Raw genomic sequence first — 22,886 nt, 5'->3', positions numbered from 1 at the left:
AAATTCCTATAACTGCAGGATCAGAGTCTTCAGCGGTGGTTGCTGGTCTTGCGACGGAAAGTCGGCGCCAGGTGGCATGACTTGCCAGTCGCGTACCGGGCGCCCGGCTTTCTCGGCGCAACGTAGCACCTGCTCACGCCAGTCGTCCATGCTCACTTTTGCCAGGTTATTGCAGCAGATCAGCACGCCGTCATCGGCGGTTGCCAGCAGCGCCGGCTTGAGCAGGCTTTGATAGTCGCGTAACAGGTCGACGGTGCCAAAGGCGCTCTTGGCCCAGGCCGGCGGGTCAAGCAGCACCAGGTCATATTGACGCGGTTCCAGGCGGGGATAGCTCGGCAGTTTCTGCCCGCGCCGCTGGGTGATCGGCAGGCCGGCCAGTTGGCGAATCGCCGGGAAATAATCGGATTGCACGAACGTCATGGGTGCCAGCTGCGGGTTGAGCAGGCCGTTTTCGCGCCCGACCGCCAGGTTGCCTTCGGCAAAATCCAGGTTGCACACTTCACGGGCACCGCCGGCGGCAGCGCTCAGGCCCACGCCACAGGTGTAGGCGAACAGGTTCAGCACGCTTTTGCCGGCACTGTGTGCCTTGACCCAGCCGCGAGTGTTGCGCAGGTCGAGGAACAGCAACGGGTCTTGCCCGGCATGGCGCCCACGCACGCGGTAATTGAGGCCCCATTCGTGGCCGACCAGATCCTGCAGCGCCTCGGGTGTGGCGCGGTAGACCGTGTCTTCGCGGTCGATCCGCGAGTTGCCACGGGAACGATCGTTGTATACCAGCAGCAATTCCAGGCCCATGTGCTGGTTGATCAGTTGATGCAGCTGCAGCAGGTCCGCGGTTTCCAGCGCCTGGTGGAAGCTCTGCACCAGCAATTGCGGGCCATAGCGGTCGATGGTCAGGCCACCGGCACCTTCCTGGCTGCCATGGAACAGCCGGTAGCAGTCGGTGCCGTGGGCATGCAGCTCGCTGATCAGCTCTTGACGATGATCGAGGGCGGCGCGCAGCGCCTGGTTCAGGGGAGACATGGAGCGCGCCTTGCTGGGTAAAGGTGGGCGCGGAGTTTAGCAGTTATGGAGCGTCGCCTACATCAACCCCATCCGCCGATGCGCGCGCTGCACCGAGCCATTGCGCATCGCCCAGCGCAGCAACGGTGCGCTGCGCTTGACCCCGGCCCGCACCAACTGGCGTTGCAGTGGGCTTGGGTGTTGCCCCAGCATTTCGCCCGCCCAGTCCGGCAGCAGGTCGATCCCGGCCTGCATCATCAGGGCGCCAAAGGGCTTAGCCAGCGTGCTGGGAGCCGGCGCGTCGAGCAGTAGGCGCAGCACTTCGCGGCTGCGCTCGTCGCACAACAATTGCGGACGAATACACGCCAGATAATCGGCAATTTCCTCGCGTGAGCGTGGCACATTCCGTGCGCCCAGGCGTTCGGCGACCAGCGCGATTTCGTCGTAGTAACGGTCCTGATCACGCCCCGACAGGTGCGGGTTGCGATAACGCAGATGAGCGGCGAGGAAGCTGCTGACCTCCGCCACATGCACCCAGGTCAGCAGCTCCGGGTCGCTGGCCGCGTAGGGGCGGCCGTCCGGCGCATGCCCGACGACCTGAAGGTGAACGGTGCGCACTTTTTCGATCAGCCATTCGGCGTCTTTGCGCGAGCCGAAGGTGGTGCCGGAGATGAACTGCGAAGTGCGGCGCAGGCGCCCGAGCAGGTCCTGGCGAAAATTCGAATGGTCCCACACGCCGGCCAGCGCCAAGGGGTGCAAGGCTTGCAGCATCAAGGCGCTGATGCCGCCGATGAGCATGCTGCTGAAGTCGCCATGCACTTGCCAACTGACCGAGTCCGGGCCGAACAGGCCGGGGTCGCCCTTGGGGTTTTCCAGGTCCAACTGGCCCAGCGACAAGCCGGTGAGGCTCATCAACTGGGTTTCGATACGGCTGCGGATAAATTCCATGGCGACGCGCGGGTTCCTATCGGTTCAGGCGTTTATCGATCAGGCCGGCGACCACGCTGGGGTCGGCCAGGGTGGAGGTATCCCCGAGGCTGTCCAACTCGTTGCAGGCGATCTTGCGCAAAATGCGCCGCATGATCTTACCCGAGCGGGTTTTCGGCAAGGCCGTGGCCCATTGGATCAGTTCCGGTTTGGCAAAGCTGCCGATTTCCTTGCTGACCAGTTCGAGCAGGTGTTTTTTCAGCGTATCGCTGGGCTCCACGCCATTCATCGGCGTGACGAACGCATAGATGGCCTGGCCTTTGATGTCATGGGGATACCCCACCACCGCAGCTTCGGCCACCCAGTCATGCAACACCAGGGCACTTTCCACCTCGGCGGTGCCAATACGGTGGCCGGACACATTGATCACATCGTCGATGCGCCCGGTGATCCAGTAGTCGCCGTCTTCATCGCGCCGCGCGCCATCGCCGGTGAAGTAATAACCGGGGTAGGGTTTGAAGTACGTGTCGATCATGCGCTGCGGGTCGCCATAGACACTGCGGATCTGCCCCGGCCAACTGGATTTGATCGCCAGCACGCCGCTGCCGGGGCCGTTGATTTCCTTGCCGTGTTCATCGAGCAGCACCGGCAGTACGCCGAACATCGGTTGGGTCGCACAGCCAGGCTTGATGCGCTGGGCACTGACCAGCGGGCTGAGCATGATGCCGCCGGTTTCGGTCTGCCACCAGGTATCGACAATCGGGCAGCGTTGTTCGCCGACGGCGTTGAAGTACCAGTCCCAGGCTTCCGGGTTGATCGGTTCACCGACGCTGCCCAGCAGGCGCAGGCTGGCACGTGAGGTGTTTTCCAACGGGGCGTGCCCCTCGCGCATCAACGCGCGCAGGGCTGTGGGCGCGGTGTAGAAGATATTGACCTGGTGCTTGTCGATGACCTGCCAGAAGCGCGAGCTGCTCGGGTAGCCGGGCACGCCTTCGAACATCAGCGACGTGGCGCCGTTAGCCAGCGGACCGTACACGATGTAGCTGTGGCCGGTGACCCAGCCCACATCGGCGGTACACCAGAACACTTCGCCATCGCGGTAATCGAGCACGTATTTGAAGGTCATCGCGGCTTGCAGCAGGTAGCCGCCGGTGGTGTGCAGCACGCCCTTGGGTTTGCCGGTGCTGCCGGAGGTGTAGAGGATAAACAGCGGGTCTTCGGCGTCCATCGGCTCGGGCGGGCAGTCGTCGCTGGCGGCATTCACGGCCTGTTGATAGTTGAGGTCGCGGCCGTCGCTCCAGTTCACGGCCGCCCCGGTACGCACCACCACCAGTACGGTGCTGACGTTCGGGCAACTGGCCAGGGCTTTGTCGACATTTTGTTTCAACGCCACCGGCTTGCCGCCGCGCACGCCTTCATCGGCGGTGATCACCGTGCGGCAGTCGGCGTCGAGAATGCGGTCGCGCAGGGCGTCGGGTGAGAAACCACCAAACACCACTGAATGCACGGCCCCAATCCGCGTACAGGCGAGCATGGCGTAGGCCGCTTGAGGAATCATCGGCATGTAGATACACACCCGGTCGCCCTTTTTCACGCCACGGCTTTTCAGCACATTGGCCAGGCGGCTGACGTTTTGGTGCAGTTGGCGGTAGGTGATGGTGGAAGACGTGGTCGGATCATCGCCCTCCCAGATGAAGGCCGGCTGATCGGCGCGTTGCGCCAGGTGGCGGTCGATGCAGTTGTAGCTGACGTTCAATTGGCCGCCGGCAAACCATTGGGTGGCGCCGGTCTTGATGTCCGAAGTATTGACGGTGTGCCAGGGGGTAATCCAGTCGAGAAAGCGCTTGGCCTGTTCAGCCCAGAACGTGTCCGGCTGTTCGATGGATTGGCGATAGAGGCGCTGGTAGTCCTCTTGACTCAGTTGCGCAGCCCGGCGGACGGCATCGGCGATGGGAAACGTGCTGATATCGAACATGAGCGATCCTTATTCTTGTTTTTGCGACAAGTCATCAAGATGCACCCAGTAGGGGGAGGGTTCAAGGCCGACGTCCAAATGGACGTCGGCCCTGTGTGACCGACGTCAGCCGCGGTGACGACCGCGGAAATAGTTGATCAGGCCCTGGGTCGACGCATCGTCGGCCGGGGTTTCTTCGGCGCCGGTCAGGCGGTTGTAAACGCCTTTGCCCAGCTCCTTGCCCAGCTCCACGCCCCATTGGTCAAAGGCGTTGATGCCCCAGATTACGCTTTGCACGAACACTTTGTGCTCATACATGGCGACCAGTGCGCCCAGGCGACGCGGGCTGATGCGCTCGACCACCAGGGTGTTGCTCGGACGGTTGCCCGGGATCACCTTGTGCGGGGCCAGCTTCTGCACTTCGGCTTCCGGCAGGCCCTTGTCGCGCAGTTCGGCTTCGGCTTCGCTGCGGGTCTTGCCGAGCATCAGTGCCTGGCTCTGGGACAGGCAGTTGGCGTACAGCCACTGATGGTGGTCGGACACCGGGTTGAAACTGACGATCGGCACGATAAAGTCGGCCGGGATCAGTTGGGTGCCCTGGTGCAGCAACTGGTGGTACGCGTGCTGACCGTTGCAGCCCACGCCGCCCCAGATCACCGGACCGGTATCAGTGGACACTGGCGTACCGTCCTGGCGCACGCTCTTGCCGTTGGATTCCATGTCCAGCTGTTGCAAGTGTTTGGTGATGTTACGCAGGTAGTGGTCGTAGGGCAGGATCGCATGGCTCTGCGCGCCCCAGAAGTTGCCGTACCACACACCCAGCAGGCCAAGCAGCACCGGCATGTTCTGTTCGAACGGCGTGTTCTGGAAATGCTGGTCCATGGTGTAGGCCCCGGACAGCAGCTCCTTGAAGTTCGACATGCCGATGGCCAGGGCGATTGGCAAACCGATGGCCGACCACAGCGAATAACGGCCGCCGACCCAGTCCCACATCGGGAAGATGTTTTCTTCGCGAATACCAAAGGCCACGGCGGCCGCGTTGTTGCTCGATACGGCGATGAAGTGGCGATACAGCTCGGCTTCCGAGCCACCCTGGGCCAGGTACCAGGCGCGGGCGGCCTGGGCGTTTTTCAGGGTTTCGAGGGTGTTGAACGATTTCGACGAGACGATGAACAGCGTGGTCTCGGCGCGCAGCTTCATGGTCAGTTCGTGGAACTCACTGCCGTCGATATTCGCCAGATAGTGGCAACGCACGCCTTTGTGGGCGTAGGACAGCAGCGCTTCGGAGACCAGCTCCGGGCCGAGGAACGAGCCACCGATGCCGATGTTCACCACGTCGGTGATCGGCTTCTCGCTGTAGCCACGCCACAGGCCGTCGTGGATGCGGCCCACGAGGTCGGTGATCTGGTTCAGCACCTTGTGTACGTCCGGCATGATGTTCACGCCGTTGACCGACAACTTGTCACCCACCGGGCGGCGCAGGGCGGTGTGCAGGGCAGGGCGACCTTCGGAGGAGTTCACCGGCTCGCCGGCATACAGCGCGTCGATCGCGGCTTTAAGGTCGACTTCCTTGGCCAGGTCCACGAGCAGATCGCGGGTTTCGCTGGTGATCAGGTTTTTCGAGTAATCGAGGAAAAGCCCGCAGCTGCTCAAGGTGAATTGGGAAAAACGCTGAGGATTGGCATTGAACGCGTCGCGCATGCTGAAATCCTGCATGGCTTGGCGATGTTGATTGAGCGCTTGCCAGGCGGGCAGAGCGGTAACGTCATGAGGGGTGCGGTAGTACGCCATCGCTGCGGGTTTCCTTTTATTACGGGGACTGCCTTTAGGACACTTCAAAGCCCGAAACATCCACTCGTTCACCAAGCAATGGGGTCCGGACAGCGCTAACCATAGCGCAGGGCGAATACATTAAACCTAGCGTGTCGATATGTCTTGGCTTTGTCTGCGCTGTGGCCGGTACTTTTTTATACCGGCGCATCAGGCTGGGGTCAGTCGAGGTTCAGGTGCAGGTTATCGATGAGGCGTGTCGCCCCCAGGTAGGCCGCAACCAGGATCACTACGTCGCGATCCTCGGGCGTGGCTGGACGCAGGTGGACGCCTTGGCGCACTTCGAGGTAATCCAGGCGCATCCCGGCGGCCTCGATCTGCTGGACCTGTTCGGCCCGCAGTTTGGCGAAGTCGCGGTCACCGTGTTTGATGGCGGCGGCCATCTGACTCAGGCTGCGGTACAGCAACGGCGCGATCGCCCGCTGCTCAGCGGTGAGGTAACCGTTACGCGATGACAGCGCGAGGCCGTCATCGGCGCGGACGGTCGGTTCACCGATGATCTGGATCGGCATGTTCAGGTCATGGACCATGGCGCGAATCACGGCCAGTTGCTGGTAGTCCTTCTGGCCGAATACGGCCATGTCCGGCTGGACCATGTTGAACAGCTTATTGACCACCGTGGCCACGCCTTCAAAGTGCCCGGGACGGCTGGCGCCGCACAGGCCTTCGGACAATTGCGGCACGCTGACGCGGGTCTGGCCGGTCATGCCGCCGGGGTACATTTCCTCGACGGTCGGCGCGAACAACAGGTTGCAGCCGGCTTGCAGGAGCTTTTCCTGGTCGGCGGCGAGGGTGCGCGGGTAGGTGTCCAGGTCTTCGCCGGCACCAAACTGCAGCGGGTTGACGAAGATGCTTGCCACCACGAAGTCCGCCTGCTGGGCAGCCTTGGCCACCAGGGTCGCGTGCCCGCTGTGCAGGTTGCCCATGGTGGGCACAAAGCCAATGCGTTTGCCGGCGTTGCGGGCATGAGCGACGGCAGCCCGCAGTTCGCGGACGGTTTTTACGGTGTTCATGCAGAGAATCCGTGTTCGGCGCCAGGGAAGGTCACGCCTTTGACTTCGGTAACGTATGCGCTCAACGCAGCGTGGATGCTGTCCTGGCCGGACATGAAGTTCTTCACGAACTTCGGCACGCGGCCGGTCATCGACAGGCCGAGCATGTCGTGCAACACCAGGACCTGGCCGTCGGTGGCCGACCCGGCCCCAATGCCGATTACTGGCACTTTAACCGCATGGGTGATTTCTGCAGCCAGTTCGCTGGGCACGCATTCGAGCAGGATCATCGCCGCGCCGGCCTGTTCCAGCGCGATGGCATCGGCACGCATCTGGCGCGCCTGGGCTTCATTGCGGCCTTGGACCTTATAGCCGCCGAGGATATTCACGGACTGCGGCGTCAGGCCCATGTGCGCGCACACCGGCACGCCACGTTCAGCCAGCAGACGGATTGACTCGGCGAGCCAGACGGCGCCTTCCACCTTGACCATGTGTGCGCCGGCCTGCATCAGTTTGCCGGCGTTCTGGAAGGTTTGTTCGAGGGTGGCGTAACCCATGAACGGCAGGTCGGCGATGATAAAGGCGCCGTCGTTACCGCGCTTGACGCTGGCGGTGTGGTAGGCGAGTTCATCCGTGGTGACGGGCAGGGTGCTGTCATTCCCTTGAAGAACCATGCCCAGGGAGTCGCCCACCAGTAACACCTCGACACCGGCTTGGCAGCAGGCGTGGGCGAAGGTGGCGTCATAGCAGGTCAGCATGCTGATTTTTTCACCTTTGAGCTTGAGACTCTGCAAGGTGGTCAGGGTAACGTCTGGCATGAAAAGGGTCCTCGTTCAGGCGCTTGGAAACAGCGAGTAACGCGCGTGAGTCTTCGTTTATACAGGCGCACTTTCTTGATATTAGTGCTTATAAGGCCTGGATTGCGCCCTTTAGCGCCGGTTGGCGGCAGCGGGACGCCTATAGTCGTGAGGAGGACACGGGAAGTCAATTGCATGTGTTACCGCATTGTTACGGCGGTGGTGTTACCGCTGTAACTGATGCGATTCAGCAGGGTGGGGCGGGCCGCGAGTCAGGCCGCCGCGATGCGTTCCAGGCCGACAAACGGGCAGGCCGCCAGCAGGTCGCTAAGGCGCTGGCCATCGGGCAATTGCAGGGTGGCTGGCGCCAGTTCGGCCAGCGGGTACAGCACGAAGGCGCGCAGGTGCATCTGGTAGTGCGGCACTTGCAGGCGGGGTTCGTCGATCAGGCGGTTGCCGTACAGCAGGATATCCAGGTCAAGCGTGCGTGGGCCCCAACGCTCAAGGCGTTCGCGGCCTTGGTCGTTCTCGATGGCTTGCAGCGCATCGAGCAGTTCCAGCGGCGCCAGGCTGCTGTCCAGGGCCGCGACCGCATTGGTGTAGCGCGGTTGGCCGGGGAGCAGGGAGTCGCTTTGATAGAAGGCCGACACTCCCGCGACGGTAGTGCCCGGCAATTGCGCCAACGCTTCGATAGCGCTGCGCAATTGTTGCTCCGGGGCCGCCAGGTTGCTGCCCATGCCGATGTAGATGCGTTCCACGTTTATTCGCCTGCAGCGCCCGAGGCATCGCCGGCGCTGCGCTTGCGTTTGCTGCCGCTGCGACGACGTTTTTTCGGGCCAGCACCTTCGCCGACGCCATCGCCTTTGCTGCCGAGCTCACGAATCATCTCGCGGCGCTCGCTGTCATTGGCGTCCTGGTAGTCGGTCCACCATTCGCCCAGGCCGTCAGTCTGCTCGCCGGCGCTTTCACGCAGCAGCAGGAAGTCGTAGCCGGCGCGGAAGCGCGGGTTGTCCAGCAACAGGTCGGCACGCTTGCCGCTGCGACGTGGCAGGCGTTCCTGCATGTCCCAGATCTCGCGGATCGGCATTGTGAAGCGTTTCGGAATGGCGATGCGCTGGCACTGCTCGGCGATCAGCTCGTGAGCGGCTTCCTGCATGGCCGGGATCGGCGGCATGCCGCGATCCTGCAGGCGCAGTACGCGTTTCGGCAAGGCCGGCCACAACAAGGCGGCAAACAGGAACGCCGGGGTGACCGGTTTGTTCTGCTTGATGCGCAGGTCGGTGTTGATCAACGCTTCGCTGATCAGGGTGTGGGTATACGTCGGGTTGTATTCCAGTGCTTCGGCGCTCGCCGGGAACAATGGGTCGAACAACTGCAGGTCGACGAGCATTTCGAAGGTGTCGGCGGCGTAGCCCGAGAGAAACAGCTTGAGCACTTCTTCGAACAGGCGCGCCGAGGGGATTTCCCGCAGCATCGGCGCCAGTTCGCGAATCGGCGCAGCGGTGTGTCGCTCGATACCGAAGTTCAGCTTCGCAGCGAAACGCACCGCCCGCAGCATGCGCACCGGGTCTTCCTGATAGCGCTGCGCCGGGTCGCCGATCAGGCGGATCAGGTTGTTGCGAATGTCGTGTACGCCGTTGGCGTAATCGAGGATGCGCTCACTGACCGGGTCGTAATACAGCGCGTTGATGGTGAAGTCGCGGCGCTGCGCGTCTTCTTCCAAGGTGCCGTAGACGTTGTCGCGCAGGATGCGTCCGCTTTCGTTGCGGGAAGACTGATTGGTGTCTTCTTCCTCATCGTTTTGCGGATGACCGGCGCGGAAGGTCGCGACCTCGATGATTTCGCGGCCAAAGTGAATATGCACCAGCTTGAAGCGGCGGCCGATGATTCGCGCATTGCGAAACTCGGCACGCACTTGCTCTGGCGTGGCGCTGGTGGCGACGTCGAAGTCCTTGGGCGTGATATTGAGCAACATGTCGCGTACACACCCGCCCACCAGATAAGCCTGGTAGCCGGCGTTCTGCAAGCGTTCGACGATGTTCACTGCATAACGGCTGAACTGAGCGCGTTGCAGCGAATGTTGGCTGCTGTTGAGCACTTCAGGCGTGCTGCGTTTGTGTTGCGTTCGACGCAAGGGGGAACGGAATGACTGGAACAACTTCTTCAGCATGGGATGCACTGTTTGAAGGAATGTTCGGCCATAACAAAGAATGACCGCATGATGGGCCGGGATTCTAGCATTTAGTCGGGGGATGGTGTAGGAACAAGCTGCAGGCCTTGCGCCATAAGCCTCAAAACGTTAAATACCGGAAACTACAAGGGGAGCCGAAGCTCCCCCAGAAGTAGTTGCGTGCTCTATTTTTATTATTGGTTTCGGGCTTCTTGTTTTTGTTGATCGCCCTCGCCATGAAGTGTGACCTTCACGACACTCCCAATCGGGAGTCAAGAGCAAACGGATTGCTTTGGTCGCTGTGTTGCTGATCTACGATCCAACCAGTTCAGGCTCTGCCTTAGGGCAGTTTTTGTTGTTCTCGGCCTGGTTGCGGGGCAAGCCCCAAATGCAACGCCTCTCCAAAAGAATCAGTTAGCTGCGCCTCCGCCGTGTTGTTTTTATTGTGCGTGAGTCGATTCGTCTTATTTTTATTGTCTTGTACAAAGCTTGTTATTGTTTTTGTACTAAGCATATAGCAGGGTGCGTGCCAACTTTTGCGCCGACCAGCAAAAACGGGGGGTTGAGGGGTTTTTGGCTGTTTGGCGGCGAAAAAAAAGCCGGGGCTTCGTTACCGTAAGCCCCGGCTTTTGTTACGCGAAATATCCGCGGTAACAGTTTTTTCACATCGGCGGGTGTTACCTGTGGGGGCGCACCCTCAACTCTCGCTGGCCACTCCGGTCTTGCGTCGTGGAATGCCCAGGCGCTGGCGCCGTTCCCACAGGCACTTGCGGCTCACGCCCAGCTTGCGCGCCAGTTCGGTCTCGGTCATGTGGTCCTGGTGCTCCAGGACGAAATGCTGGAAGTAGTCTTCCAGTGACAAATCTTCCGTCGGTTCATGGCTGGTATTGCCGGCGGCGCCCTGTTGCGGGGCCAGGCCGATGAAATCGTCGTCTTCCAGGTCGCTGAGCTCTATATCGATACCCAGCATTTCGGCGGAAATTTCCGGGCTCTCCGACAGAATCACCGCGCGCTCGACCGCATTCTCCAACTCCCGCACGTTACCCGGCCACGAGTAGTGCCGAATCGCCTGCTCGGCGTCCGCCGCGAAACGCAGGTCGGTACGATTGATGCGTGCGCTCTGGCGCAACAGGAACGCGTTGGCGATCTCGTTGACGTCGGCGCCCCGTTCACGCAGGGCTGGCAGCTTGAGCGCGATGACATGCAGGCGGTAGTACAAGTCTTCGCGGAACTGGCCGATCTTGGCCAGGCTCTTCAAATCACGGTGAGTGGCCGCGATCAGGCGAACATCGACCTTCTGCGATTGCACCGAACCCACCCGGCGGATTTCCCCTTCCTGCAGCACGCGCAGCAGACGCGCCTGGGCTTCCAGGGGCAACTCGCCGATTTCGTCGAGGAACAGCGTGCCGCCGTCCGCCGCTTCCACCAGGCCCGCGCGCCCGGCGCTGGCGCCGGTAAACGCGCCTTTCTCGTGGCCGAACAATTCGGATTCGATCAGGGATTCAGGAATTGCCGCGCAGTTCACCGAGATCATTGGTGCCTTGGCGCGCTTGGACAGGTTGTGCAGGGCGCGGGCCACCAGTTCCTTACCGGTCCCCGATTCGCCTTGGATCAGCACATTCGAGTCCGTCGGCGCCACTTTGCGGATCTTGCTGTACAGGTCCTGCATCGGTGGGCAGGAACCGATGATGCCGATCTCGCCATTGCTGTTGTCGATGCCCGGCTTGTCGGCGCCGTTGGCAGCCTTGCCGGCGGGGCGCTGTTCGGCGGGAGCGCTGCTGGCCGACTGGCGGTCGCGCAGGATGCGGGCCACGGCCTGGAGCATCTCATCGTGGTCGAACGGCTTGGCGATGTAGTCCACCGCGCCCATCTTCATCGAGTCCACTGCCGAGCGCAGGCTGGCGTAGCTGGTCATGATCAGCACCGGGGTGCCCTGGCCGAGCTTGATCAACTCGGTGCCCGGCGCGCCCGGCAGGCGCAGGTCGCTGACAATCAGGTCGAACGTGGGAATGCTGAATCGCTCTTGGGCTTCCTGCACCGAGCCGGCTTCGCTGACCTGGTACTGATTACGTTCAAGCAGGCGACGCAAGGCAGAGCGGATAATGGTTTCGTCTTCGACGATCAAAATGTGCGGCATTGATTCAATTCTCTCGACGGTCTCAGTTCACAGCGGACGTCGCTTCGACATGACGCGGCAAGGTCACCCGAATACGGGTGCCGCGTTGGCTTTCTGTGTCAGCCGGGCTGTCGATGGTGATTTGTCCATAATGCTCTTCAACGATGGAATAGACCAGTGCAAGGCCCAGACCGGTGCCTTCACCGGGGTCCTTGGTGGTGAAGAAGGGTTCGAACAAGCGGTCCTTGATGTTCTGTGGAATGCCGCTGCCTTCGTCCTCCACGATCAAGTCGACCGTGTGCTCGAATGCCTCGCTCTTGACGCGTACCGCACTGCCGGCCGGGGAGGCGTCACGGGCGTTCGACAATAGGTTGATCAGCACCTGCGCCAAGCGCTGGGAGTCACCGTCGACCCAGTGGTCCGGATCGCACAGGTTGAAGAACTGTACTTCGAAATTGCGTCGGTTCAAGGCCAGCAGCCCAATGGCATCCTGTGCCACTTCGGCCAGGCACACCGCTTCGTCGTGGTTCTGATGCGCGCCGGCGTGAGCGAAGCTCATCAGCGACTGCACGATGCGCGACACGCGCTTGGTCTGTTCGAGGATCTGCCCGCTGATCTCGGTGATTTCGCCGTCTTCCTCGCGCTCTTCGCGCAGGTTCTGCGCCAGGCAGGCGATACCGGTGATCGGGTTGCCGATTTCATGGGCCACGCCCGCCGCCAGGCGACCGATACTCGCCAGGCGCTCGGAATGCACCAGCTTGTCTTCGAGCATCTGGGTTTCGGTCAGGTCTTCCACCAACAACACCAGGCCGCTGTTCCCGGGGGCCAGGGGCTCGTCGATCGCTGCCTTGTGCAGGTTGAGCCAGCGGGTCTGGCCGTCGAGCGCCAGGTGCCGCTTGTGCAAGTGTTCGTCGGGCAGGTTGATAAAGCCTTGCAGCAGTTCCTTCCACGGGTCGCCCAGGGTATTAAGGCGTGAGCCCACGACCCGTTGCGCGGCGATCCCGGTGAGTTCTTCCATGGCTTTGTTCCACATCAGAATCTCCTGGTCCTTGGCCAGGGAGCAGACCCCCATCGGCAGTTCCTGCAGGGTCTGGCGGTGGTAACGGCGCAAGGCATCGAGTTCGGCGGCGAGGCCGGTGAGGCGTGAGTGGTAATCCTCCAGCCGGCTTTCGATGAAATGGATGTCTTCAGTGACGTAGTTTTCGCCCCCAGCCTTGTAGGGCAGGAACGTTTCCACCATGTCCTGCGACACGCTGGGGCCCATCAGTCCGGACAGGTTGGCTTCGATTCGGTCGCGCAGGCGGCGCAGGGCGTAGGGCCTGCGCTCGTCGAACGGTAGATAGAGATCGCGCAACGCCTGTTCGACTTCCTTTTGCGCGGCCTTGGCGCCCAGGGGCTTGGCCAGTTGCGTGGCGAACTCCTGCGGCGAGGCGGCATGCAGTTCACGGCGTTGCGGACGGCGCACGTTGTCCACCGCGCAGGCTTCGGCGGCGCTGGTTTCTTCCGGGCTGGCGTTGGTGAACAGCGAGATCAGGGTGAACATCAGCACGTTGGCGGCCAGCGAGGCAATCGCCGCCATGTGCCAACTGGTGTCGTCGAGCACGTAGATCATGTTCAACAGCGGGATGTAGAAACCCTGCAGATTGCCGACCAGCGGCAGCAGCATGGTGATCAGCCACACCAGAATCCCCGCGAGCAGCCCGGCGATAAAACCACGCCGATTGGCCGTCGGCCAGTACAGCACCGACAACACCCCCGGCAGGAACTGCAAGGTGGCGACAAACGCGACGATGCCCAGGTTGGCCAGGTCTTGCCCGGCGCCCAGCAGCAGGTAGAAACCGTAGCCGGCCATGATGATCGCGACGATCAGCGCGCGGCGGGTCCATTTCAGCCAACGGTAGATATTGCCTTCAGCCGGCGGCTGGTACAGCGGCAGCACCAGGTGATTGAGCGCCATGCCCGAGAGGGCCAGCGTCGTGACGATGATCAAACCGCTGGCCGCTGACAACCCGCCGACATAGGCCAGCAGCGCCAGGGCCGGGCTGTTGGCGGCAATGCCGACGCCGAGGGTGAAGTATTCGGGGTTGGTGGTGGCACCCAACTTGAGGCCGGCCCACAGGATCAGCGGCACCGCCAGGCTCATCAACAGCAGGAACAGCGGCAAGCCCCAACTGGCGCTGACCAGCGAGCGCGGGTTGAGGTTCTCGGTGAACGTCATGTGGTACATGTGCGGCATCACGATGGCCGAGGCGAAGAACACCAGCAGCAGCGTGCGCCACGGGCCTTCCTGCAGCGGGGTGTGCAGCGCGGCGAGGGCGGTCTGGTTTTGCAGCAGCCACAACTCCAGCTGTTGCGGGCCGTCGAACACGCCGTAAAGCGCATAGAGGCCGACGCCACCGATGGCGATCAGCTTGATCACTGACTCGAAAGCAATCGCAAAGACCAGGCCTTCGTGTTTCTCGCGGGTGGCGATGTGGCGCGAACCGAAGAAAATCGTGAACAGGCTGATCAGCGCGCAGAAGGCCAGGGCGACGCGATATTGCACCGGCTCACGGGTCAGGATGCTGATGGAGTCGGCCACCGCCTGGATCTGCAGGGCCAGCAAGGGCAGCACACCGATTAGCATGAAAATCGTGGTCAGCGCACCGGCCCAGGTGCTGCGAAAGCGAAACGCGAACAGGTCGGCCAGGGACGACAGCTGATAGGTCCGCGTGATTTTCAGGATCGGGTACAGCAGCACCGGCGCCAGCAAAAAGGCCCCGGACACCCCGAGGTAACTGGACAGAAAACCATACCCGTACTGATAGGCCAGGCCCACCGTGCCATAGAACGCCCAGGCGCTGGCGTACACGCCCAGGGACAAGGTGTAGGTCAACGGATGGCGAATGATCGCCCGCGGAATCATTCCGCGCTCACTGATCCAGGCGACACCGAACAACGTGGCCAGGTAGGCGGCGCTGATCAGCAGCATCTGGGTGAGGCTAAAGCTCATCGGCATCTTTTTGGCTCTGCAGGATGAAAGTCACGACGATCAGGATCAGCCACAGCAGATAGGGGCGATACCAGGCGCCTGTGGCGTCGATCCACCAATCCATGATGGCGGGGGAAAACAGGTAGATCCCGACGACCAGCAGCAGGACCAAGCGATAGATGTACATGTTGGCCTCTGATTGAATAATTGCGGCGATGGTAACGGATGCCTGGCCGGCTGCAAGCGCCTTCAGTGCAACTGTGCTTCGGCCAGCGTGAGTGTGCGCGGGATCAGCCGCGCATCCCAGTGGGCAATGCCCCAATCCAGCAGTTCCCGTGGGCTGGCGTGACGCAGCTCGTCGCCGGGTTGCTGGCCGAGGGCGCGCAAGGCTCTCAACAGCAAAGGCGTGGCCTGGTCCGTGGTCAAGGGCGGGGAACGATAGGATTTGCCCAACTTGTTACCGTCCGGCTGGATGATCAGCGGCACGTGCAGGTAGCGCGGTTGGCGCAGCCCCAATAATTCTTGCAGGTACAACTGGCGTGGCGTGGAGTCGAGCAGGTCGGCGCCGCGCACGATGTCGGTAACACCTTGCCAGGCGTCATCCAGCACCACGGCCAGTTGGTAGGCGTAGAGGCCGTCGCGGCGGCGGATGACGAAATCGCCCACATCGCGGCCCAGGTGTTGTCGGAATTCGCCCTGTACGCGGTCGGTAAAGTGGTACTCCAACTCTGGGACGCGCAGGCGGATGGCCGCATCGTGCTGGTCGTGACCGGCATTGCGGCACAAGCCTGGGTAAATCCCGTGGTAGGGCTCCAATTGTTTGCGCGAGCAGGTGCAGGCATAGGCCAGGCCGTGGTTGAACAGGTCGTTCAGCACCTTAGCGTAGGCGTCGTGCCGATCGCTTTGTCGGACCAGTTCACCGTCCCACTCAAAACCGTAGCTTTCCAGGGCGTGCAGGATTGCCGCCTGGGCGCCGGGTTCTTCGCGGGGAGGGTCGAGGTCTTCCATGCGCATCAGCCAGCGGCCATGGTTGGCGCGGGCGTCGAGGTAGGAGGCGAGGGCGGCGACCAGCGAGCCGAAGTGCAGGTGGCCGCTGGGCGTGGGGGCGAAACGCCCGATATAGAGAGAGGCTGTCATGGGCCGGATACTACTGGAAAATCGCTGAACGCCAGAAACAAAAATGGGGCGTTTGTACGCCCCATTCGTTCAGTTCGGCAGGGATTACTTGCCGACCTGTTTTTCCTTGATTTCTGCCAGATTCTTGCAGTCCACGCACATATCGGCGGTCGGACGTGCTTCCAGGCGGCGAATACCGATTTCGATGCCGCAGGATTCGCACCAGCCGTATTCTTCGTCTTTGATCAACTGCAGCGTCTTGTCGATCTTCTTGATCAGCTTGCGCTCGCGATCACGGGCGCGCAGTTCAAGGGCGAACTCTTCTTCCTGGCTCGCACGGTCGGCCGGATCAGGAAAGTTGGCAGCTTCGTCCTTCATATGGTCAACGGTACGGTCGACCTCCTGCATCAAGTCCTGTTTCCACTTGTTAAGGATCTTGGTGAAGTGCTCGCGCATGGGCTCGCCCATGTACTCCTCACCTTTCTTCTCGACGTAAGGTTCGAAGCCGCTGAGGCCTGGGGATTGCTGTTGCTTTGCTTGGGTGGACATGAATAGACCGCCTCTCACTCTTCTAATCCATTGCGCAGGATTGCAACGTCACCGACACCTGCCGGCCCTGCGGCTGCAAGCGGGCGAACTTACCAGATAGATTCAGGGCGCGCCACTCCCGGTTGTCGAGGCCCATCACGCAGGGGTTGCAAACAGTCGCAGCCCGCTGTGGCTGGGTATGAATCGCCTCGAAGGTTAATTTTAGTCGTTTTGCAAGCGCTTGCCGGGCTCATCTTGGATGGCTGAGCAGGCAATAGAGCATGTTTTACCGCGAGGGTTCGGTAGAATCGCTATTTTTGTCCTCACCGTTAAGGAAGGCTAATGGCTCAGCCCTACAGTGCGCGCAGTCGCGCCATCGAACCTTTTCATGTCATGGCGTTGCTGGCGCGAGCCAATGAGCTGCAAGCGGCAGGCCATGATGTGATCCATCTGGAAATCGGCGAACCGGATTTCACCACCGCCGAACCGATCATCCAGGCCGGTCAGGCCGCGCTGGCCAATGGCAAGACCCGCTACACCGCAGCTCGCGGCTTGCCGGAACTGCGCCATGCCATCAGCGGTTTCTACCAGCAACGCTACGGCCTGAGCGTGGATCCAGAGCGCATCCTGATCACCCCGGGCGGCTCCGGCGCGTTGCTGTTGGCCAGTAGCCTGCTGGTGGACCCCGGTAAACATTGGCTGTTGGCCGACCCGGGTTACCCGTGTAACCGGCACTTCCTGCGCCTGGTGGAAGGCGCGGCGCAGTTGGTGCCCGTCGGCCCGGACGTGCGTTATCAATTGACCGCCGACCTGGTGGCCAAGCACTGGAACCAGGACAGCGTCGGCGCGCTGGTCGCGTCGCCGGCTAACCCGACTGGCACTATCCTCTCGCGGGACGAATTGGCGGGGTTGTCGAGCGCAATCAAGGCGCGCAACGGTCACTTGGTGGTGGACGAGATCTATCACGGCCTGACTTACGGCACCGACGCCGCCAGCGTGCTGGAAGTCGACGATGACGCGTTCGTCTTAAATAGTTTTTCGAAGTATTTCGGCATGACCGGCTGGCGCCTGGGTTGGCTGGTGGCGCCGCCCGATGCGGTCGGTGAGCTGGAGAAGCTGGCGCAAAACCTCTACATCAGCGCTCCCAGCATGGCGCAGTACGCCGCGCTGGCCTGTTTTACCCCGCAAACCCTGAGCATTCTGGAAGAGCGTCGCGCCGAGTTCGGTCGCCGTCGCGACTTTTTGCTGCCGGCCCTGCGCGAGTTGGGCTTCGGTATTGCCGTCGAACCGGAAGGCGCGTTCTATTTGTACGCCGATATCAGCGCGTTCGGCGGTGATGCCTTTGCGTTCTGCCGTCATTTTCTTGAGACCGAGCATGTGGCGTTCACCCCCGGGCTGGATTTTGGTCGCTATCAAGCCGGTCACCATGTGCGCTTTGCCTACACGCAAAACCTTGATCGGCTACAAGAGGCGGTGGAGCGTATCGCCCGCGGCCTGCGGAGCTGGCAGGGCTGATGCGCTTTCATCCTCCCCTCGAAGAGGCGCGGCTGATTCGCCGCTACAAGCGTTTTCTCACCGATATCGAAACCGTTACCGGCGAGTTGTTGACCATTCACTGCCCCAATACCGGCTCGATGCTCAATTGCATGGTCGAGGGCGGGCAGGTCTGGTTCAGTCGCTCCGCTGACCCCAAACGCAAGTTGCCCGGCACCTGGGAAATTGCCGAGACGCCTCAAGGCCGCCTCGCGTGCGTCAATACGGCGCGTGCCAACCAACTGGTTGAGGAAGCGTTGCATGCCGGGGTCATCACCGAGCTCAACGGCTTTAGCGCATTGAAGCGTGAAGTGCCTTACGGCCAAGAGAAAAGCCGCATTGATTTTCGCCTGGATTACCCCGAGGGGGCGGCCTATGTCGAAGTCAAAAGTGTGACCCTGGGGTTTGATGGCACCTCGATTGCGGCGTTCCCGGACGCCGTGACCCTGCGCGGTGCCAAGCATCTGCGCGAATTGGCACACCTGGCCCGTGATGGCGTGCGGGCGGTGCAGTTGTATTGCGTCAACCTCTCGGGGATTGACGCGGTGCGCCCCGCCGTGGAAATCGACGCGGCCTACGCCGCTGCTCTGCGCGAGGCCAAAGCCGCTGGCGTGGAGGTATTGGCGTATGGCGTGCGCGTCACGGCGGAAGAAATTTACGTCGAGCGTCGCTTGGACGTGCTGCTCGGCGACTAGAGTTCCACCCACAGGCCCTGCTCGTCTTCACGGCCGGGCAGGGCGGTGAGGCTTTGACCCGCACAGGGGCCGGCGATGCACTCGCCGCTCTCGATCAGAAACAGTGCGCCGTGGGTGGCGCATTGGATCAGGCTGGCGCTGGCGTCGAGGAACTGATCGGGCTGCCATTCCAGCGGGACGCCGCGATGGGGGCAGCGATTGAGATAGAAGTAGGCAATGCCGTCGCGGCGGACAGCCAACAGTTTGCGCCCGTCGATATCAAAACCGCGGCTGCTGTCAGGGGCGAGAGTGTCAGAGGGGCAGAGAAACTTCATTGCAATCCTTAAGTGCCTTGACGTTCAAATGCAAACAATTATCAAATGCAGGCTTCGCCCGTTAGCTGACTGGGCGCTCAGTACGATGCCCGGCAAGGGGCATCTGTCACATCCATGAGTGTTTCAGCGGCCCCGTCCTTGGAAGGAAACCCTGTTATGCGCTTGAGTGCCAGCGCTATCGCGCTTGTTGTCGGACTGATGCTCAACCACGCGGCGCACGCCTCGCAACTGCCGCAGCGCTGGGTGAGTGCCGGTGGGGCGTTATCGGAGTGGGTGGCGGCCCTGGGCGGTGAGTCGAAGTTGGTGGGGGTCGACACCACCAGCCAGCATCCGGCTTCGCTCAAGGCGTTGCCGAGCATCGGCTATCAGCGGCAGTTGTCCGCCGAGGGCATTCTCAGCCTGCGCCCGCAGGTTCTGGTGGGCACCGAAGAAATGGGGCCGCCGCCGGTACTGGCACAGATTCGTAGCGCCGGTGTGCAGGTGGAAATGTTCTCGGCGCGGCCGGATTTGCCGGCCTTGAAAGGTAACCTTCAGCACTTGGGTGCGTTGCTGGGCAGTGAGGCCAAAGCCCGCGAATTGTTTACCGGGTATGAGCAGGCGCTTGAGCAGCAGAAACGTTGGGTCGCCACGGCCCAGGCCACGCACAAGGCGCCGGGGGTGTTGATGCTAATCGGCAATGCCGGCGGCAAACCGCTGATCGCCGGCAAAGACACGGCGGCTGACTGGATGCTACAGCAGGCAGGCGGGCGCAACCTGGCGACCCACAGTGGTTATAAGCCGTTTTCCGTGGAGTCGTTGGCCGGGTTGAGCCCCGAGGTGCTGGTGTTTGCCGACCGCGCGCTGACCGGCGAGGCGGCGCGCGCGGCGTTGTTCAAGGAGAATCCGATCCTGGCGTCCACGCCGGCGGCTAAGCATGCGCGGGTGTTTGAGTTAGACCCCACGCTGCTGGTCGGCGGGCTCGGGCCGCGTCTACCGCAAAGCCTGGTGCAGTTGTCGGCCGACTTCTATGCGTCCCAGGCCAAGTCTGCCCCATGAACACGCTGGTTAAACCCCGAACGCTGTTTATCGGCCTGACGCTGTTGTGCGTCCTGGCGATCTGGCTTTCATTGGCGCTGGGGCCGGTCAGCTTGCCGTTGCTGGATACGCTCAGGGCGGCCTTGCGCTTGATGGGCGTGCCGATCGAGGCCCGCGGCTTGGAGCAGGCGGAGCTGATTCTCGGGCAGATCCGTTTGCCGCGGACATTGCTGGGGCTGGCGGTGGGCGGCGTATTGGCCTTGTCGGGCGTGGCGATGCAGGGGTTGTTTCGCAACCCGCTGGCCGATCCGGGGTTGGTCGGCGTGTCCAGCGGCGCGGCACTCGGTGCGGCCTTCGCTATTGTCGGTGGCTCGTTTCTGGGTGGGTTGCCGGAGGTGTTCGGCCCGTATCTGTTGTCGTTGTGCGCGTTTCTTGGCGGGTTGGGGGTTACGGCGCTGGTCTATCGACTGGGCCGGCGCAACGGCCAGACCCATGTCGCCACCATGCTGCTCGCCGGCATCGCCCTCACGGCGCTCGCCAGTTCGGCGGTGGGCTTGTTTACCTACCTGGCCGATGACGCCACCCTGCGCACGCTGACCTTCTGGAACCTGGGCAGCCTCAATGGCGCCAGCTATTCGCGCCTGTGGCCGTTGCTGCTGGTGAGCGCCGGCGTGGCGTTGTGGCTGCCGCGCCGGGCGAAGGCATTGAATGCACTGTTGCTCGGCGAATCCGAGGCCAGTCATCTCGGGGTTGATGTTGAGCGGCTCAAGCGCGAATTGGTGTTCTGCACGGCGCTAGGCGTAGGTGCGGCGGTAGCGGCGGCGGGGATGATCGGCTTTGTCGGCCTGGTGGTGCCGCACCTTGTGCGGTTGCTGGCGGGGCCGGATCACCGCGTGCTGTTACCCGCCTCGGTGTTGGCGGGGGCGAGCTTGCTGCTGTTGGCGGATCTGGTCGCGCGCCTGGCCTTGGCGCCAGCGGAGTTGCCGATCGGTATTGTCACCGCGTTGATTGGCGCGCCATTTTTTCTTTACCTGTTGTTACGAGGTCGCGCCTGATGCTGCGAGTGGAGGGGCTGAAGATCCGTCGCGGTCGTAAAACCGTACTGGCGGATGTCACTTTGGAGCTGTTGCCTGGCCAGGTACTTGGCGTGTTGGGCCCGAATGGCGCGGGCAAGAGTACTTTGCTCGGCGCGTTGTGCGGGGAGCTGCACCCGGATCAAGGCACGGTGTGGCTGGATCAGCATGAGCTGAAGGATTGGAGCGGGTCGCAACGCGCCCAACGCCTGGCGGTGTTGCCGCAGGCCTCAACCCTGGATTTCGCCTTTCGTGTCGAGGAGGTGGTCGGCATGGGCCGCTTGCCCCATCAGACCGGGCGGGTGCGGGATGACGAAATTATCGATGCCGCGTTGCAGGCTGCGGATGTCGCGCACTTGAGCGGTCGCAGTTACCTGGCATTGTCGGGCGGCGAGCGTCAGCGTGTTCACCTGGCGCGGGTGCTGGCGCAGTTATGGCCCGGGCAGGCGGGGCAGACGTTGCTGCTGGATGAGCCGACCTCGATGCTTGACCCCTTGCATCAACACACGACCTTGCAGGCGATCCGCACCTTTGCTGACCGAGGCGCAGCGGTGCTGGTGATCCTCCATGACCTGAACCTGGCGGCGCGTTACTGCGACCGGATTCTGTTGCTGGACGAGGGCCGGCCCCATGCGCTGGATACCCCGGCACAGGTTCTGCGACCCGAGCCGCTTAAAGCGGTATTCGGGCTGGATGTACTGGTGCAGCCGCATCCGGAGCGCGGGCATCCGTTGATCATTGCTCGCTGAGGCTTTTTATAGGCAAAAAAAGACCCGGCAAGAGCCGGGTCAAATAACCGTGATTAGCCTGATGAGGAGATAATCTGAGAGTCCGAACCAATGGTCTTTCAGTTATCGGCTGATCTCGCGACCAGTTGTGATAATCATAACGATTCTCATTTAAGAGTCAAGATTTGTTTTCGCAAGCCCTCCCGCTTTTCTCAAGTGCTTGTCCGCAATGCCACTAAGCGTTGGGAGGGATCGCCGATCTAATTCTTCTGGCGCGCCGAGATAGCCTCTAATTGGCGGTTCAGCGCTTCCTTGCGTTCGGCAGGAATGTCGTTCCAATGCACATCCATCAACGCCCCTTCGATTGCATACAGCAAGACTTTCGATGCACGGAAGCCGCGAGTGCGCACGGCTCGATAAGCATCGACCGCCCCCAGGCGACGCAGGTCTGACGCACTGTGGATGCCCACCGCGTGCAGCCATTGCGCCGAGGTCTTGCCAAGGTTTCTCAGGTGTTGCAGCTCATCGTTCATCGAGCCTCCTTGCGACGGCCGAATGGTGCGGTGGGTGTCGTGACCAGGCAAGCCTGAAAAGGAGTGTAGCGCTCAGTAGGAAAAGCGTAGTTCTTTGCTCAGAAACGACGCAAATGCTTATAAGAATGGCGCGAGCGTTTTATGCCGGGCAGGCAGGAAGTCCCCGGTCCGTGTTGCACGTAACCGGGGCTGGGGGGAGCGTATTACTTGGTGCGGTAGCGCAGGCGCGTGCCGAAATTGACCGACATGAGGATCTCGTCGGCTGTCAGTTCTGGCGGGAAGTAGGTGCCCGAAATCTGCGCGTGGGCCAGGCTCGCGCCTTCCAGTGAGCACTCGCGCAAGTCCAGCCCGCGCAAATCGGCAGAACGGAAATACGCGTCGGTGAAATCCACGCCGCTGGCATTCAGATCGCGCAGATCCAGCCCTCGGAAGTCGCCACCACGCATGTCGATGACGCCGTCTGTGGGGCGTTCCTGGTTGAAACCGCGAATGTCGTCTTTGTGCAGGAGCGAATAAAGCGGGGTATCAAGAAGCTTGGGATGACTCATGATAGCGACACCTGTTGGACTTATGGCGCCATTATAGTGCCACTG

General features: G+C 61.9%; 21 protein-coding genes. 5 read left to right on the top strand and 16 right to left on the bottom strand.

From position 1 onward, the window contains the following. Positions 1–6 precede the first annotated feature (6 nt). The 13 genes from J2Y83_RS24455 to dksA all read right to left on the bottom strand — a co-directional run bounded on the left by J2Y83_RS24455 (position 7) and on the right by dksA (position 16,424). On the bottom strand, positions 7–1,023 hold the full coding sequence (locus tag J2Y83_RS24455; RefSeq protein WP_253399146.1) for a class I SAM-dependent rRNA methyltransferase: 1,017 nt from the start codon (positions 1,021–1,023) through the stop codon (positions 7–9). Positions 1,024–1,080: 57 nt separating this feature from the next. Beyond that, the gene (locus J2Y83_RS24450) at positions 1,081–1,950 is read right to left on the bottom strand and encodes an oxygenase MpaB family protein (RefSeq protein WP_253399144.1); all 870 of its coding nucleotides are present in this window, start codon (positions 1,948–1,950) and stop codon (positions 1,081–1,083) included. 16 nt (positions 1,951–1,966) lie between these two features. Next, positions 1,967–3,904, bottom strand: a complete 1,938-nt coding sequence (acs, locus tag J2Y83_RS24445; protein WP_253399135.1) for an acetate--CoA ligase — start codon at positions 3,902–3,904, stop codon at positions 1,967–1,969. 105 nt (positions 3,905–4,009) lie between these two features. Continuing rightward, a complete protein-coding gene (pgi, locus tag J2Y83_RS24440; protein WP_253399133.1) occupies positions 4,010–5,674 on the bottom strand; it encodes a glucose-6-phosphate isomerase in 1,665 nt (554 codons plus the stop codon). Positions 5,675–5,874: 200 nt separating this feature from the next. Further along, positions 5,875–6,726 carry a pantoate--beta-alanine ligase gene (panC, locus tag J2Y83_RS24435; RefSeq protein ID WP_253399131.1) on the bottom strand — a complete coding sequence of 284 codons (852 nt, stop codon included), beginning with the start codon at positions 6,724–6,726 and terminating at the stop codon, positions 5,875–5,877. Continuing rightward, complete coding sequence (panB, locus tag J2Y83_RS24430; RefSeq protein ID WP_253399129.1) at positions 6,723–7,523, bottom strand: 3-methyl-2-oxobutanoate hydroxymethyltransferase; 801 nt, start codon at positions 7,521–7,523, stop codon at positions 6,723–6,725. The genes panC and panB overlap by 4 nt, the downstream gene beginning before the upstream one ends. A 251-nt stretch (positions 7,524–7,774) precedes the next feature. After that, entirely contained in the window at positions 7,775–8,260 is a 486-nt protein-coding gene (gene folK / locus J2Y83_RS24425; RefSeq protein ID WP_253399122.1) for a 2-amino-4-hydroxy-6-hydroxymethyldihydropteridine diphosphokinase, read from the bottom strand. Positions 8,261–8,262: 2 nt separating this feature from the next. Next, positions 8,263–9,672: a polynucleotide adenylyltransferase PcnB gene (locus J2Y83_RS24420; protein WP_253399120.1), complete on the bottom strand. Its 1,410-nt coding sequence runs from the start codon at positions 9,670–9,672 to the stop codon at positions 8,263–8,265. 697 nt (positions 9,673–10,369) lie between these two features. After that, positions 10,370–11,809, bottom strand: a complete 1,440-nt coding sequence (locus J2Y83_RS24415; protein WP_253399118.1) for a sigma-54-dependent transcriptional regulator — start codon at positions 11,807–11,809, stop codon at positions 10,370–10,372. A 22-nt stretch (positions 11,810–11,831) separates the two neighbouring features. Further along, complete coding sequence (locus tag J2Y83_RS24410; RefSeq protein ID WP_253399116.1) at positions 11,832–14,786, bottom strand: sensor histidine kinase; 2,955 nt, start codon at positions 14,784–14,786, stop codon at positions 11,832–11,834. Then, positions 14,770–14,946: a hypothetical protein gene (locus J2Y83_RS24405; protein ID WP_003176118.1), complete on the bottom strand. Its 177-nt coding sequence runs from the start codon at positions 14,944–14,946 to the stop codon at positions 14,770–14,772. Before J2Y83_RS24405 ends, J2Y83_RS24410 begins: the two co-directional genes overlap by 17 nt. Before the next feature lie 62 nt (positions 14,947–15,008). Next, positions 15,009–15,896, bottom strand: coding sequence for a tRNA glutamyl-Q(34) synthetase GluQRS (gluQRS, locus tag J2Y83_RS24400; RefSeq protein ID WP_253399114.1), 888 nt, complete (start codon positions 15,894–15,896; stop codon positions 15,009–15,011). An 84-nt stretch (positions 15,897–15,980) separates the two neighbouring features. Continuing rightward, complete coding sequence (dksA, locus tag J2Y83_RS24395) at positions 15,981–16,424, bottom strand: RNA polymerase-binding protein DksA (protein ID WP_247399809.1); 444 nt, start codon at positions 16,422–16,424, stop codon at positions 15,981–15,983. 321 nt (positions 16,425–16,745) lie between these two features. Here dksA and J2Y83_RS24390 point away from each other — a divergent pair, with 321 nt between their 5' ends. Continuing rightward, entirely contained in the window at positions 16,746–17,918 is a 1,173-nt protein-coding gene (locus J2Y83_RS24390; RefSeq protein WP_253399112.1) for a pyridoxal phosphate-dependent aminotransferase, read from the top strand. After that, positions 17,918–18,631: a DNA/RNA nuclease SfsA gene (gene sfsA, locus J2Y83_RS24385; protein ID WP_253399110.1), complete on the top strand. Its 714-nt coding sequence runs from the start codon at positions 17,918–17,920 to the stop codon at positions 18,629–18,631. The genes J2Y83_RS24390 and sfsA overlap by 1 nt, the downstream gene beginning before the upstream one ends. On the opposite strand, the gene J2Y83_RS24380 is transcribed toward sfsA, so the two are convergent. Further along, positions 18,628–18,945, bottom strand: a complete 318-nt coding sequence (locus J2Y83_RS24380) for a Rieske (2Fe-2S) protein (RefSeq protein ID WP_247399824.1) — start codon at positions 18,943–18,945, stop codon at positions 18,628–18,630. The two genes, sfsA and J2Y83_RS24380, sit on opposite strands and share 4 nt — an antisense overlap. A gap of 156 nt (positions 18,946–19,101) precedes the next feature. Between J2Y83_RS24380 and J2Y83_RS24375 the strand changes: the two genes are divergently transcribed. The 3 genes from J2Y83_RS24375 to J2Y83_RS24365 are packed head-to-tail and all read left to right on the top strand — an operon-like array spanning position 19,102 to position 21,781. After that, on the top strand, positions 19,102–19,980 hold the full coding sequence (locus J2Y83_RS24375; protein ID WP_253399108.1) for a heme/hemin ABC transporter substrate-binding protein: 879 nt from the start codon (positions 19,102–19,104) through the stop codon (positions 19,978–19,980). Beyond that, complete coding sequence (locus tag J2Y83_RS24370; protein ID WP_253399106.1) at positions 19,977–21,014, top strand: FecCD family ABC transporter permease; 1,038 nt, start codon at positions 19,977–19,979, stop codon at positions 21,012–21,014. Before J2Y83_RS24375 ends, J2Y83_RS24370 begins: the two co-directional genes overlap by 4 nt. Next, positions 21,014–21,781 carry a heme ABC transporter ATP-binding protein gene (locus J2Y83_RS24365; RefSeq protein ID WP_253399104.1) on the top strand — a complete coding sequence of 256 codons (768 nt, stop codon included), beginning with the start codon at positions 21,014–21,016 and terminating at the stop codon, positions 21,779–21,781. Before J2Y83_RS24370 ends, J2Y83_RS24365 begins: the two co-directional genes overlap by 1 nt. 239 nt (positions 21,782–22,020) lie before the next feature. Here J2Y83_RS24365 and J2Y83_RS24360 read toward each other — a convergent pair whose 3' ends face one another. Both J2Y83_RS24360 and J2Y83_RS24355 read right to left on the bottom strand, forming a co-directional pair. Continuing rightward, the gene (locus J2Y83_RS24360; RefSeq protein ID WP_247402305.1) at positions 22,021–22,293 is read right to left on the bottom strand and encodes a TfoX/Sxy family protein; all 273 of its coding nucleotides are present in this window, start codon (positions 22,291–22,293) and stop codon (positions 22,021–22,023) included. 203 nt (positions 22,294–22,496) lie between these two features. Further along, positions 22,497–22,841 carry a pentapeptide repeat-containing protein gene (locus tag J2Y83_RS24355; RefSeq protein WP_247402307.1) on the bottom strand — a complete coding sequence of 115 codons (345 nt, stop codon included), beginning with the start codon at positions 22,839–22,841 and terminating at the stop codon, positions 22,497–22,499. Positions 22,842–22,886: the final 45 nt, after the last annotated feature.

Source organism: Pseudomonas marginalis, from assembly GCF_024169655.1.
Taxonomy (GTDB): Bacteria; Pseudomonadota; Gammaproteobacteria; order Pseudomonadales; family Pseudomonadaceae; genus Aquipseudomonas; species Aquipseudomonas paraveronii.
This window is presented reverse-complemented; position numbering and strand designations above follow the sequence as displayed.

Coding starts and splice junctions, on each gene's coding strand:
- J2Y83_RS24390 (WP_253399112.1), top strand. CDS start 16,746: ATGGCTCAGCCCTACAGTGCGCGCAGTCGCGCCATCGAACCTTTTCAT.
- J2Y83_RS24450 (WP_253399144.1), bottom strand. CDS start 1,950: ATGGAATTTATCCGCAGCCGTATCGAAACCCAGTTGATGAGCCTCACC.
- J2Y83_RS24355 (WP_247402307.1), bottom strand. CDS start 22,841: ATGAGTCATCCCAAGCTTCTTGATACCCCGCTTTATTCGCTCCTGCAC.
- J2Y83_RS24420 (WP_253399120.1), bottom strand. CDS start 9,672: ATGCTGAAGAAGTTGTTCCAGTCATTCCGTTCCCCCTTGCGTCGAACG.
- panC (WP_253399131.1), bottom strand. CDS start 6,726: ATGAACACCGTAAAAACCGTCCGCGAACTGCGGGCTGCCGTCGCTCAT.
- sfsA (WP_253399110.1), top strand. CDS start 17,918: ATGCGCTTTCATCCTCCCCTCGAAGAGGCGCGGCTGATTCGCCGCTAC.
- pgi (WP_253399133.1), bottom strand. CDS start 5,674: ATGGCGTACTACCGCACCCCTCATGACGTTACCGCTCTGCCCGCCTGG.
- J2Y83_RS24375 (WP_253399108.1), top strand. CDS start 19,102: ATGCGCTTGAGTGCCAGCGCTATCGCGCTTGTTGTCGGACTGATGCTC.
- J2Y83_RS24380 (WP_247399824.1), bottom strand. CDS start 18,945: ATGAAGTTTCTCTGCCCCTCTGACACTCTCGCCCCTGACAGCAGCCGC.
- J2Y83_RS24415 (WP_253399118.1), bottom strand. CDS start 11,809: ATGCCGCACATTTTGATCGTCGAAGACGAAACCATTATCCGCTCTGCC.
- J2Y83_RS24405 (WP_003176118.1), bottom strand. CDS start 14,946: ATGTACATCTATCGCTTGGTCCTGCTGCTGGTCGTCGGGATCTACCTG.
- acs (WP_253399135.1), bottom strand. CDS start 3,904: ATGTTCGATATCAGCACGTTTCCCATCGCCGATGCCGTCCGCCGGGCT.
- dksA (WP_247399809.1), bottom strand. CDS start 16,424: ATGTCCACCCAAGCAAAGCAACAGCAATCCCCAGGCCTCAGCGGCTTC.
- panB (WP_253399129.1), bottom strand. CDS start 7,523: ATGCCAGACGTTACCCTGACCACCTTGCAGAGTCTCAAGCTCAAAGGT.
- J2Y83_RS24370 (WP_253399106.1), top strand. CDS start 19,977: ATGAACACGCTGGTTAAACCCCGAACGCTGTTTATCGGCCTGACGCTG.
- J2Y83_RS24455 (WP_253399146.1), bottom strand. CDS start 1,023: ATGTCTCCCCTGAACCAGGCGCTGCGCGCCGCCCTCGATCATCGTCAA.
- J2Y83_RS24360 (WP_247402305.1), bottom strand. CDS start 22,293: ATGAACGATGAGCTGCAACACCTGAGAAACCTTGGCAAGACCTCGGCG.
- J2Y83_RS24365 (WP_253399104.1), top strand. CDS start 21,014: ATGCTGCGAGTGGAGGGGCTGAAGATCCGTCGCGGTCGTAAAACCGTA.
- gluQRS (WP_253399114.1), bottom strand. CDS start 15,896: ATGACAGCCTCTCTCTATATCGGGCGTTTCGCCCCCACGCCCAGCGGC.
- J2Y83_RS24410 (WP_253399116.1), bottom strand. CDS start 14,786: ATGCCGATGAGCTTTAGCCTCACCCAGATGCTGCTGATCAGCGCCGCC.